Below are 12587 nucleotides of genomic sequence, written 5' to 3'. Positions count from 1 at the left end.
CCCGCACCCAGGAGATTGCCATGGCCCTGCGTCTGTCCACTTTGGTTCGGCCCCTGATTATTGGCGTGACGCTGGTGGCCGCTGTGGCCTACGCCACGAACTTCAGCCTCTGGGTCAACGGACGCAACGGCTCAGGGCAAAGCGGCAATCACGCAGACTTCACCTATTGGGGCCCCGCCAGTGCCAATGCAGGCGTCAATAAAAAATCGGTGAACTGGGACGGCTACAACCGCATCAGTGACCAAAGCTACCGCTTGCGCGATGCCCTCGATTGCTATTGCACCGGAAGCAACTGGTGCTATGTGGCTGCCCACAGCGCCGGCAATCTGATGATGGGTTACACCCTGTCCATGTACGGTGGCACGCCACGCGTCAAACGCAACGCGCAAGCCAACTCGGCCGGCCAGTGTGGTGCTGTCGACGGCAGCACCCAAACGGGTTGGAACATCAAGTGGGTGAACGTTGCCGGCGGAGCCGGTGGCGGGTCGGAACTGGCCAATAGTGGTGACTGGGCGATTTCAGAGCCTTTGGTCTCTGACCTCAAGACCAGCACCGCACGGGCCATGTACAACCACAATGACACGCGCGGGGTCTGGTTCAATATGTATGCGGGTGCGAGCGGTACGCTCTATTCCTTCTTGCTACCCGGTCAGGATGACGAGGCCATTGCCTACCACTCCTCAGGAGGAATTTCTGGCAGCGGAGGTGCTTCCTACTGCAACCCTTCGGACTGGCTCTGTAATGACCTGACCCTGGGCACCGCCAAGGCGGAAGGTGGCCGTGCCAAATGGTCCTTCCACACGGTGAAGTTCAGGGATGACCGAGAAGCCTACAACCACTACACCAATGGCAGTTGGGGGGGCATCGTGTCACTGGTGAGGCAGGACATGGAAGCCAACGCCAAGTGAATTTCTGGCGCTGGCTGACCGCATTGGGCGCTGCGGCTCTCGTGCTGACTTGGTGGTCAGCGGCGGCAACGGCCGAGCCCCCTGCTCCGATGCCGCTGCCCGAAACCGCTGTTGCTACACGCGACCCCAGCAACACGTCGCTGCCTCAGTTTGACGCCGCAGCAAATTCGGTGTTTGCGCGTGCACCAGCCAAGCCGGAATTCATTGCGCTCTGGCGCGGTCGATTGGAGCGAGCACAAGCGACGCTGACCTCCTACCGAGAAGCCACCCGCTACCCCTTCAATGCCAGGCCACTGAGCGAGCAACCCGATCAAGCCTTTCCCTATCGCCCCATCGTCGAAGAACGTGCGTTTCGATTGCCCCAAGGCACGGTGATCCGAGGGTTGAACCTCAAGACCACCCAAGACAGAGTGCACATCCAGGCTCAGGAAAGTGTGACGGTCACCGTTGCCGCAGTGGATGATGCTGGCAAGCCCTTGCCTCTGTCCATTCAGCGCGCCTGGGCCCATGAAGGAGGCCGAGGTCAGCAAGCCAGTCACCCTCACATCGCCTTGGTTGAATTTCGGGATGATGGCTCTAGCAGTGATCAGCTCGCTGGTGATGGTGTGCATACGGCGGTCATTTCACCAACGCTGTTGGGATTTTCGGAACTCGCCGGCACCTTGCGCGTGGAGGTCAGCATGGAGGCCCAGCACGGCTCCGTCGCACACCCCGGATATGCTTACTTTGACGTGGTAACCCACCCCGAAAACACTGCAAAGTGGTTGCCTGGTGCGCAGGACAAAATGGAGCATGGCTCCTTGCTGTTCGACTTGCCCGTAGAGGTTTATGCAGCGGGCCGCTATGTGGCGACAGGCCGAGTAGACGATGCGAACGGCAAGCCCTTCGCGCTGCTCACCTTCAATGAAGAGTTACGGGCCGGCAAGCAGCGCGTTCGCCTGGTGTTGTTTGGCAAACTTGTGCGCGACTTCAGGCCCCGATTCCCGCTCAAGCTACGGGATGTGCAAGCATTCAGGCTGGTTCCGGACACATTTCCTGACCGCGTGATGCTGCCCAAAGAAGGTGCCCCCACCGTTTTGTCGGGCCAGCATGCATATCTCAGCTTCTCTGACGCAGAGTGGCAGAGTGAGGAGCGAGGTCGATATCTTGCAGAGTACAGCAAGGATGTCCAGGAGGCTGAGGATCAACTTCGGCACGCCGAAGGCACCTCCCCCTGACACCGCCCCACCATCAAGCGCTCGCAACACTGTCTCAGTCCATTGGAGTCCTCCATGCGCCTTCATCGTACGCTCCCCCTGCTCTTCGCCTTGCTGTGTACCTCACCCTGGGCTGCATTGCCCGTCGGCACCACCGCGCCATTGTTTCAAGCGGAATCTGCACTCGGGGGGAAAAGCGCTACTTTTGTCTTGCAAGATGCGCTGCAGAAGGGGCCCGTGGTGCTCTTCTTTTATCCCAAAGCATTCACCAGTGGTTGCACTGTAGAGGCGAATCTTTTTGCAGAAGCAACGCCCCAGTTTCAAGCCAAGGGCACGACCGTTCTCGGCATGTCCAATGACGACATTGACACCTTGAAAAGGTTTTCAGTGGAGGCTTGTCGAAGCAAGTTCGCCGTCGCTGCCGACGCCGGCGGCAAGATCATGAAAGCCTACGACGCCAGTCTGATGCTGGGCATGGCGGATCGCATTTCATATGCTATCTCCCCAGAAGGGAAGATCCTGGCGACTCATGTGAGCATGAAGCCTGACGGCCACGTTGCCGCCATGATGAAAGCCATTGATCAGTGGCATGCAAGTCGGCCAAAGTAGCCTGCTTGTTGGTTAACCCTCATGGGTATTTGCGGAATGGATGCATGCAAGAACACCCACTTACAAAGTGATTATAAATAACGCGAATTGAGTCTTGCAGACTGTGATGTCCGTCACGATGATCGCCGAGCCTCACCAAGGCGATCCGAACAACTCCCTAACTTAACCCACGGAGTGAGCATGCGAAAGACATCACGTCTGTCCCTGACCTGGATTCCAGTTGCGTTGGCCGCCGCTTATGTGTGCGCCCCAAGCAGCTTTGCCGCCCAAGCACCAGAAATGATGGCTGCAGAGCCTGTGGGCGAGAGCACACAGCAGCTCATCATCAAGTACAAGAAGTCCGCTCTTGCGGCCAGGACGGCCACGCCGCAGGCCATGGCCCTGGCTCACGAGGCCGTCCAGCGTCAAGGCGTTCAAATGAAGTGGCTCCGTACCAACGCCCTAGGCGCTCACGTGCTCAAGTTAGATCGAGTGATTGACCTGGAAGCCGCGAAGCAACTGGCCCAGAGCATCAAGGCGGCTGATGCCGCCGTTGAGTATGCCGAGCCAGACCGACTGATGCAGCCCATGCTCACCCCGAACGATCCCGGCTACAACAGTCAATGGCACTACTACGAAACCACCGGTGGGCTGAACCTGCCGCTGGCCTGGGACAAGAGTACCGGCAGCGGCGTGGTGGTCTCTGTCATTGACACAGGCATTCGCCCCCACGCGGACTTGGCAGCCAACCTGCGGCCAGGGTACGACTTCATCAGCAGCACCACCGTCGCCAACGACGGCAACGGGCGTGACAGCGACCCCAGCGACCCCGGTGACTGGACCTCGGCAGGCGAGTGCGGCGTTGGTCGTCCAGCCACCAACTCTAGCTGGCACGGAACCCATGTGGCCGGGACTATTGCAGCCGTCACCAACAATGGTAGTGGTGTGGCCGGTGTCGCTTTTGGCGCCAAGGTCTCCAATGCGCGCGTCTTGGGCAAGTGCGGTGGCTACACCTCCGACATCGCCGATGCCATCATTTGGGCTTCAGGTGGTACGGTCAGTGGTGTGCCGGCCAATGCCAACCCTGCCCGTGTCATCAACATGTCCCTGGGTGGAGGCGGCGCCTGCGACACCACGACCCAAAGCGCGATCAACAGTGCGCGAAGCCGCAACACGGTCATCGTGGTCGCAGCGGGCAACTCCAACGCCAATGTCTCAGGGTTTTCGCCCGCCAGCTGCAGCGGCGTGATCTCGGTTGCGGCGACAGGTCGTAATGGCGGCAAGGCCAGTTACTCCAACTTTGGTGCACTGGTGGATGTCGCTGCGCCAGGGGGCAATATGAGTACTGGCGCCACCAACGGTGTGCTGTCTACACTGAACTCTGGCACCTCATCGCCCGGCGCGGACTCGACAGCCTACTACCAAGGCACCTCGATGGCGGCGCCTCATGTTGCGGGTGTGGCGGCACTGATGTTGTCGGTCAAGCCAACGCTGACGCCGGACCAAGTCGAGAGCCTCATCAAGTCCAGCGCAAGACCCTTCCCTGCGACGTGCACTCAGTGCGGCACAGGCATCGTGGACGCATTGGCGGCGGTCAACGCGGCGCTGGGCATCACACCGCCCCCGGTCAACACGATCAATGAAGTGGAGTCCAACAACACCTTGGCGACGGCGCAGCTGATCAGCACGACGCCCGTCACTGTCAATGGCACAGTCGCCACCAGCACGGACACCGATTACTTCAAGCTCACCGTGGGGGCGGGCAAGACGCTAACGGCAGCGCTGGCACCCAACGCCAGCTCGGACTATGACCTCTACCTCTACAACAGCAGCGGCACGCAGTTGGCAAGTGCCATGGCGGGAACAGGAGCGGTGGACACCATCACCCGGACAAACACCGGCACAACGGCGGTGACTTGGACTGTCCGGGTCCGCTACTACGGTGGCGGTGTCGGCAGTACCTCCGGCCAGTACACCCTGAACCTCACTCAGTAACAGGCCCTCGACGCGGGCGGTGGATCTCTTCCGATCTGCCGCCCGCTCTATGCCTGCGACAATGCCGGCATGACACAACTGGACCTTACCCTTCGCGGCGACTTCATCGCCCTGGATGCCCTTCTCAAAGCCACAGGGCTGGCCGAGAGTGGAGGCAGAGCTCGTGCCGTCATCTCGGAAGGTTTGGTGCAAGTAGACGGACTGGTTGAAACCAGAAAGACCTGCAAGATTCGAGCCGGTCAGTGCGTCTCGTTTGATGGTCACCAAGTGGTGGTCAAGGCCTGACACCGAAAGGCAAGGGAGTGACACATACCCCCTAACGCATAGGACTCAATCCCCCAACTAGGCGGATTCACGGTGCGCGGAGTTTCCTCACAATTCGGTTACCCAGTTTCTGGGGTTCAACGATTAACCGTCAAGGAGTTCCGTCATGCTGCATCCCTCTCCGAGATTCGTGCTTTCCGCCTTAGGTCTTGCCGCCGCGATGTCTGTCGGTGGAAACAGTCAAGCTGGTCAGTCTGCTGAGGCAGCGCAAGACATAGCCCATGCCGCATCTCAAGATTGGTCGGACCGCCTGATCGTCAAATTCCGCAAGGGCAGTGAAGTCCAGGCGGAGCGCCACGCATTGGCCCTCGCCCACATTCAGGACGCAGGCCTGCGCCAGGGCCTGATGCTCAAGCACTTACGCCATACCGCTCACGGCGCGATGGTCTTCCAGGCCAATGCGCGGGTGCCCGTTGCTGAACTGGAAGCGCTGGCGCAGTCTCTCCAAGCCGCGCTGCCCGACTTGGAGTATGCCGAGCCCGATCGTCTCCTGCAGCCGCAGTTTGTGCCTAACGACACCCAGTACGGCAGCCAGTGGCATTACTTTGAAGCCACCGGCGGGCTGAACTTACCCACCGCATGGGACTTGACCAAGGGGGCAGGCGTGGTGGTGGGGGTGATCGACACGGGCTATCGCCCGCATGTTGATTTGGCGGCGAACCTCTTGGGAGGCTATGACTTCATCGGCGACCTCTTTGTCGCTAACGACGGCAGTGGCCGCGACGCCAGCGCACTGGATCCCGGTGACCGGGTGGTGGCCGGGGAGTGCTATGCGGGCTCTCCCGCCCGCAATTCCAGTTGGCACGGCACCCACGTGGCGGGCACCATTGCCGCCGTCACCAACAACGCCTCTGGTGTGGCGGGCGTCGCCCACGCCGCCAAAGTCACACCCGCGCGAGTGCTTGGAAAGTGCGGCGGCTACACCTCTGACATTGCAGACGCCATCACTTGGACATCCGGCGGCACAGTGGCGGGCGTTCCAGCCAACACAAATCCATCGCGGGTTTTGAATCTCTCTCTGGGGGGATCTGGCGCCTGCGCAGCCACCACACAAACTGCCATCAACAGCGCTCGCACGCGTGGCACGGTGGTGGTGGTGGCCGCAGGCAACAGCAATGCGAATGTCAGCGGGTTCAACCCTGCCAATTGCGCTGGTGTGGTGGCGGTTGCATCGGTCAATCGTTCGGGTAGCAAGGCTTGGTATTCCAACTTCGGCGCATTGATCGATGTCGCAGCCCCCGGCGGTGACACCACAGTGGCCGCCAACGGCATCCTGTCCACCTTGAACACCGGCACCAACACGCCGCTGGCCGACAGCTATGCCTACTACCAAGGCACCTCCATGGCGGCGCCGCATGTGGCGGGTGTGGCGGCATTGATGCTGGCGCGCAACCCCTCGCTCACCCCCGATCTGGTCGAGTCGAAACTCAAGTCGACGGCGCGTGCATTCCCGGGTGTCTGCGTGACCTGCGGCACAGGCATCGTGAATGCCAAGGCTGCCGTGGACTCGGCCATTCTGGGTGTGGCCAACCTGGCTGAAGTAGAGCCCAATGGCACCATCGCCTCCGCTCAAAACGTGGTGCTCAACCCGGTGAAGATCACAGGCAGCATGTCCACCAGCACGGACACTGACTACTACAAGATCACTGTGGCAGCGGGCAGGACCCTCACAGCGGGCCTGACCCCGGCCGTCGGCAAGAACTACACCATCAGTCTGATGACCACTGGCGGTGTGGTGATGGCGACTTCCACCTCAGGAACAAGCCTGATCGACACCCTGGTGCGCACCAACACCTCAGCAGCCTCGGTGACCTGGGTGGTGCGGGTCATCAACACCAGCGCCTCCGCAGGCAGCTACACCCTGCACATGGCCTATTGACCCTGCTCGAAGGCTGAGCGTTGGAGCAACACCATGCTCAGCCCGCCGCATGAAAATGTGCCCGAAGCGCCAACACCGCCTCGGGCACCATGCGGCTCAGGGTGTCCACGGTCTCGGGGTCACTCAGATCGTCCTCGTCGGAGTCGTCTGCGTCAAGGTCATCGCCCAAGCCCCCACCCAATTGCAGCAAGGGGGCGAGTTGTGCCCCCAGGTCGGCCGCGTCCCATACCGCGCCCCAGGCCTGTGGGCGCAAGTCCACCGCCTGCAAAAAGCCCGCACACCAATCGCTCGCGTCTGCCCACTCGCGCTCACCCTGCTCGGCCACGCTGAAAATCGGCTCCCACTGATCCAGGTCTGTCGCCAACTGAGCGGCCAAGTGACGAAGGTGGCGAAGTACTGCCACCACGGCGTTCTTGCGCTGCCGATTGCTGGCAAAGGGCGCCGCAGTCTCGGCGTCTGCATCACCCCCCCAGATCACGGGCAACCATTGCGCGGTCGGCAGCGTGGCCAAAACCTCCGCTGGCCCCACCAGCAGCGCGGTCAGATAACCATCCAGGCCGTCCAAGGTCATCACGCCGTCTTGGGGCAAGTTCATCAATGTTCTGTCTAGGGCGTCCAGCTCCGAGGCGTCGAGTGGGGTGATGGGAGATTGGGCGTCGTAATCGGGGTAATTCATGTCGGTCTCTAGGCAATAGGTCAGCAGTGTCGCCGAATTCCCGAAGTGCCATCCGCACATGCCCAGGGGAGAGGGCGGTGGCTTTTTGACACAATTCAGGCTGATCATGCCGAAGTACCCCCACCTCGCTCCCCGCGCCCTCTTCAAGACCACCGCCGCTCACGGCCTGTGGCAGGGGGGCTTAGGGCTGGTGTTGGGCCTGGGCTTTCATGCGTCGGTATTGGCTCAAGTGCAGCCCGGCAATCTGGCCGACTCGCCCACCTTGCGCAAGGTACGCGACACCGGTGTGATCGTGCTGGGCCATCGCCTCAGCTCTGTGCCCTTTTCCTACTTGGATGGGAAACTCAAGCCTGTGGGCTATTCCATGGAGTTGTGCTGGCGCGTGGTGGATCAGGTGCGCAGGCGCTTGGACATGCCGGATCTCGAAGTCAAATTGATCGCTGTGACCTCAGCCACCCGCATGCCGCTGGTGGCCAATGGCACGGTAGACCTGGAATGCGGTGTCACCACCAACACCGCTGAGCGGCAACGCAACCAAGCGTTTTCGATCACCACTTTTCTGGCCGAGAGCCGCTTGCTGTCGCGTCGTGAAGAAGGTGTTCGCACCCTGGATGACCTGCGCGGCAAACCCGTGGTGTCCACCATTGCCACCACCAGCATTCAATACCTTCATCATGTCAATCAGAGCCGCAAACTGGACATGAAGATCTTGGTGGGCTTAGATGACGGCGACGCCTTCCGCCATGTCCAAACCGGCCGTGCGGTAGCCTTTGCCATGGACGATGTGTTGCTGCGCAGCCTGCTGGCCGGCAACCCACAATCGTCGGAGTATGTGATCTCTGATGAAGCCTACAGCGTCGAGCCCTATGCCATTGGGCTGCCCCGCGACGACGCCCCCTTTAAAGCCCTGGTCGATGGCGTGTTGACAGACCTCTACCGCCGGGGCGAAATCTTCACGATCTATCAGCGCTGGTTCCAGTCGCCCGTGCCGCCCAAAAGCTTGAACTTACAGCAGCCCATGAGTGAGGCCTTCAAGCGCGTGATTGCCAAACCCACAGACTCGCCCGACCCGGCGCACTACCGCTGATCAGCGAAAGCGCTCCAGCTCAATACCGTGCCGGTGCAGCTTGTCGTAGAGCGTTTTCTTGGGTGTCCCTAGCAACTCCATCGCCGCTGGCACCTTGCCGCCGCTGCGGCGCAGGGCTTGCTCGATCAAGGTTTTTTCAACCAAGTCCATTTGCTGCGCCAGCGTGGGTGCGGCCTCTGCGTGCGCCGTGGCCCCTTCGGTGCCGCCCAACTCCAGCACAAAGCGGTCGGCGGCATTGCGCACTTCACGCACATTGCCGGGCCAGTCATGGGCCATCAGCTCACGCAGGCGTTGTGCACTCAACTCGGGTGCGGCACGCCCGTAGCGCGCACTGGCCTGGGCCACGAAGTGCTCAAACAAGAGCGGCACGTCCTCACGCCGCTCGCGCAGCGGCGGCAAATGAAGCACCGCTACATTCAAGCGGTAGTAAAGGTCGCCTCGGAACTTGCCCTGCTCTGAGAGCTCCCGCAGATCCGCCTTGGTGGCCGCAATGACACGGACGTTGACCGGCACTTCCTCGTTGGAGCCTAGCCGCTCGACCTTGCGCTCTTGCAAGATGCGCAGCAGCTTGATCTGCAAGGCGACAGGCATGGTCTCGATCTCATCGAGCAGCAGCGTGCCGCCATTGGCAAACTCAATCTTGCCGATGCGCCGCTTGCCCGCTGACGTGAATGCGCCGGGCTCGTGGCCAAACAGCTCGCTCTCGAACAATGACTCGGGCAGCCCACCGCAATTGATGGCCACAAAGTGCCGATCGCGGCGGTGGCTGTGGTCATGCAGGCAACGCGCCACCAGCTCTTTTCCGGTGCCGGTTTCTCCCAAGATCATCACGTCGGCCGAGGTGTCGGCCAAGTTCAAGATTTGGCGCCGCACCTGCTGCATCGCGGGTGAATGCCCCAGCAGCACGGCCTCAATGCCACTGCGTTGGTTCAGTTGGGCGCGCAACTCATCCACTGCAACCCGCAGAACCCGCTTCTCCAATGCGCGCTTGGCAGTGTCCACGAAGCGCTCGGGTGCAAAGGGCTTCTCGATGAAGTCATAGGCACCAGCACGCATGGCACGCACCGCCATGGCCACATCGCCATGGGCTGTCACCAGCACCACCGGCACGCCTGCATCCACCTGCTGCACATGGTCCAGCAAGGCCAAGCCATCTATGCCCGGCAAGCGCACATCGGTGATCACAATGGCCTGCATACCGGCTTGTATGTGCGGCAATGCGGCCTCGGCCGAGGCAAAGGCCTCGACCGTCAAGCCTTCCAGCTCCAGGGTTTGGGTCAGGCTGGCCCGCACGGGCGGGTCATCTTCTACGAACAAGACGCGATAGCCTTCAAACATCTGCTGCGACTTCCAAATCAAATTCAAACACCATGCCCGGCTGGCCGTCATCAGCCACTTCATCCCGCGCATGCGCCCTCAGCGTGCCACCGAACTCATGGATGATTTTCGAGGAGATCACCAAGCCAAGGCCCAGGCCTTGCCCCGCCGGCTTGGTGGTGAAAAAAGGCTCGAACAAGCGCGCCCGCAAGGCCTGGGGCATGCCGGGCCCGTTGTCCCTCACTTGCACCAACACTCTCTGGGGTGTTGAGCGATCAGCGCCGCGTACCTGCTGCCAGGGTACGGCAGACACATCCAAGACCTTGCGCGGTGCGTCGCTCATCGCGTCCAGCGCATTGGTGAACAGATTCACCAACACTTGCTCTAAGCGATTGGCGTCACAGTGCACGCGCAAGCTCTCCGGCACATCCACGTTCAAGGTCACGCCTTCACTGCGCAAGCGGTGCTCCAATAACAGCATCGTGTTGCGCACTGCGCCCAACAACGAGATGGCAGCGTTGGCACTCTCGGCCTTGCGCGCAAAGGTCTTGAGTTGGCGCGTAATTCTGGCCATGCGCTCGACCATGTCATCGATCAGCTTGAGGTTCTCGGCCACCGTGTTGGTGCGGCCCTGCCCCAAGAGCAATTGGGTGTTGCGAGACAAGGCCCGCAAGGCCGTCAGCGGTTGGTTGATCTCATGCGAGATGCCCGCCGACATCTGACCCAACACCGCCAGCTTGCCAGCCTGGATCAACTCATCCTCCGTCTGCAGTCGTTGTGCAATTTGGTGCTTCAACTCGACGTTGGTGCGGCGCAGCTCTCGGGTGCGCTCGTAGACTTGGCGCTCCAGCTCATCGTGAGCCAACTGCAGTTGATTGCGAGCCTCAAACAATTGCAGCACGGCCCGGCGCCGGAAGGAGAGGTAGAGCGCCAAAAGCCCGAGCGCCGCGCCCACGGCCCCGCCGCCCCACGCCGCTGTGCGCGCATTGCGCCAAACGTCTGCCGGGTCCGACAAGGTCATCAGTCGAACCCCCAGGGGCACCACCTCGCGCTCTTGGGCCAGGCGTAGGCCGCTGCGGCCACCCGACACGCCGGGCACGCGCCTCAGCACAGCATCCGGGGCCACGCGCTCTTCATCACTCAGCATCAAGGGGCTGAGTGGCGCCTCGGGGGGATATCGACCCGTATTCATCAGCATGGTGCGACGGGCCGCACTCACCTCGCCCAGGGCTCGAAACTTCCACTCGGGCACTGAACTCATGATCACTACATCCAACTCGTCCACCACCAACAGCTTTTCGCCGTGAGAGCGCACGCCCAAGTCCATCCAAGTCGCCTCCAGAGGCGCCAGGCTGATCTTGACCAGCATCAGGCCTTGCACCTGGCCGTCGCGTTGCACGGGCTGCACAAAGACATGGTCTGTCGAGCCGCTCATCCCGGGCGCCGCCCCCAAGCCCACCGAGTGGGTGGCAAAAAAGCTGGTGGCGCCATCTTGCAACGCAGAAGCCAAGCGCTCGGGCGGCAGCCCGTCTTGGCGGGAGGGCTGGCTGGATGCGATCACCTGCCCGGACTTGTCCGCCACCAGCATCAAGATGGCGCCGGCCCGCACATTCACCCTGGCTAGGCGCAAGCTGGTGCGCTGGCGCAAGGCCTCGTCATTGGGCTGTTTGAGCAAAGCTTGAACGTCCTCGTCCAGGGCCATCAAGCTGGGTAAGTAGGCATGACGCGCCAGCTCGGCTTCCAAGTTGGAGGCATAGAGCTCCAAACGCTCACCCGCCACCGCGGCCAACTGCTGCAAGCCGGCCCGGCTGCTGGTGCGGTGCGCCACCACCATGCCCAAGATCGCCAAGGCCAACGTGAAGGTGACAACCCAGCCCGGACGTGTGAGCACACCCGCCCACGGCAACAGGCGGTGGCGCGCGCGAAGAATCAGTTCATGCACCATCAGAGCGCGTAGTTTGCCCAACAACGCAGCAGGCTTGAGCCCGGTCGCCACAGATATTTCCAGCCTTCCGCAAGGCCATTCAACCGTGCAGCGGCGCTGTAGTGCGGATTTCCGCACCGGCAGGTTTGACAGGTGGGCGGATTTCCACACAAGTCGATGTGCGCTCACCAACACCGCCTCAGTGCCAACTGCGCAACAGCCGCCATTCGCGCCTTTTCGCGGCCAAAACCAAGGGTATGCCCTTAAACATCAAGGCGCAGCTGGCCCCGGCGCCTAGTGCAAACCCGGGCGTCGAGCGGCATGGCACGGCATGTGCATAAGCAGTGCTGTTTTCAATCGCGACGAACACGTCGACTGAAGGGTTCTCAATGGACATATTCGTACAACAGATCATCAACGGCCTGGTGCTGGGGAGCATGTATGCCTTGGTGGCATTGGGGTACACGATGGTGTACGGCATCATCAGCCTGATCAACTTTGCGCACGGCGAAGTGCTGATGGTCGGCGCCATGGTGTCCTGGACGGTGGTGACGGCCCTGGCCGATACGGGCTGGCCGGGCTGGGTGCTGCTGCTGATCTCGGCGTTTGCGGCCATCATTGTTTGCTCGCTGCTGAACTTCACCATTGAGAAGGTGGCCTACAGGCCGCTGCGCAACGCGCCGCGCCTGGCCC

At 61.5% G+C, this 12587-nt stretch carries 10 protein-coding genes and 1 pseudogene; 8 read left to right on the top strand and 3 right to left on the bottom strand.

Annotated features, from left to right (window positions below):
* Nucleotides 1-20: 20 nt before the first annotated feature.
* The 6 genes from ACIQ3Q_RS13300 to ACIQ3Q_RS13275 all read left to right on the top strand — a co-directional run bounded on the left by ACIQ3Q_RS13300 (nt 21) and on the right by ACIQ3Q_RS13275 (nt 6890).
* Nucleotides 21-908, top strand: coding sequence for a hypothetical protein (locus ACIQ3Q_RS13300; RefSeq protein ID WP_396269587.1), 888 nt, complete (start codon nt 21-23; stop codon nt 906-908).
* Complete coding sequence (locus ACIQ3Q_RS13295) at nt 905-2125, top strand: hypothetical protein (protein WP_396269586.1); 1221 nt, start codon at nt 905-907, stop codon at nt 2123-2125. The genes ACIQ3Q_RS13300 and ACIQ3Q_RS13295 overlap by 4 nt, the downstream gene beginning before the upstream one ends.
* 54 nt (nt 2126-2179) lie before the next feature.
* The gene (locus tag ACIQ3Q_RS13290; RefSeq protein WP_396269585.1) at nt 2180-2713 is read left to right on the top strand and encodes a peroxiredoxin; all 534 of its coding nucleotides are present in this window, start codon (nt 2180-2182) and stop codon (nt 2711-2713) included.
* A 180-nt stretch (nt 2714-2893) separates the two neighbouring features.
* Entirely contained in the window at nt 2894-4687 is a 1794-nt protein-coding gene (locus ACIQ3Q_RS13285; RefSeq protein ID WP_396269582.1) for a S8 family peptidase, read from the top strand.
* A gap of 69 nt (nt 4688-4756) precedes the next feature.
* Complete coding sequence (locus tag ACIQ3Q_RS13280) at nt 4757-4972, top strand: RNA-binding S4 domain-containing protein (protein ID WP_396269580.1); 216 nt, start codon at nt 4757-4759, stop codon at nt 4970-4972.
* Nucleotides 4973-5117: 145 nt separating this feature from the next.
* Complete coding sequence (locus ACIQ3Q_RS13275; protein WP_396269579.1) at nt 5118-6890, top strand: S8 family peptidase; 1773 nt, start codon at nt 5118-5120, stop codon at nt 6888-6890.
* Between the two features lie 37 nt (nt 6891-6927).
* On the opposite strand, the gene ACIQ3Q_RS13270 is transcribed toward ACIQ3Q_RS13275, so the two are convergent.
* Nucleotides 6928-7566 (bottom strand): UPF0149 family protein, encoded by a 639-nt coding sequence (locus tag ACIQ3Q_RS13270; protein ID WP_396269577.1) that lies wholly within the window; start codon nt 7564-7566, stop codon nt 6928-6930.
* A gap of 106 nt (nt 7567-7672) precedes the next feature.
* Between ACIQ3Q_RS13270 and ACIQ3Q_RS13265 the strand changes: the two genes are divergently transcribed.
* The gene (locus ACIQ3Q_RS13265; RefSeq protein ID WP_396269576.1) at nt 7673-8653 is read left to right on the top strand and encodes an amino acid ABC transporter substrate-binding protein; all 981 of its coding nucleotides are present in this window, start codon (nt 7673-7675) and stop codon (nt 8651-8653) included.
* Here ACIQ3Q_RS13265 and ACIQ3Q_RS13260 read toward each other — a convergent pair whose 3' ends face one another.
* Together ACIQ3Q_RS13260 and ACIQ3Q_RS13255 are read right to left on the bottom strand one after the other, a co-directional pair.
* Nucleotides 8654-9991 carry a sigma-54-dependent transcriptional regulator gene (locus ACIQ3Q_RS13260; RefSeq protein WP_396269575.1) on the bottom strand — a complete coding sequence of 446 codons (1338 nt, stop codon included), beginning with the start codon at nt 9989-9991 and terminating at the stop codon, nt 8654-8656.
* Nucleotides 9984-11915 (bottom strand): sensor histidine kinase, encoded by a 1932-nt coding sequence (locus ACIQ3Q_RS13255; RefSeq protein WP_396269574.1) that lies wholly within the window; start codon nt 11913-11915, stop codon nt 9984-9986. The genes ACIQ3Q_RS13260 and ACIQ3Q_RS13255 overlap by 8 nt, the downstream gene beginning before the upstream one ends.
* A gap of 368 nt (nt 11916-12283) precedes the next feature.
* Here ACIQ3Q_RS13255 and ACIQ3Q_RS13250 point away from each other — a divergent pair.
* Nucleotides 12284-12587, top strand: a pseudogene (locus ACIQ3Q_RS13250) (branched-chain amino acid ABC transporter permease); the annotation flags it as partial.

Origin of the sequence: Ideonella sp., from assembly GCF_044358605.1 — a bacterium.
Classification (GTDB): domain Bacteria; phylum Pseudomonadota; class Gammaproteobacteria; order Burkholderiales; family Burkholderiaceae_C; genus Ideonella.
The sequence above is the reverse complement of the archived record's forward strand: the minus strand, read 5'-3'. Positions and strand labels throughout refer to the sequence as shown.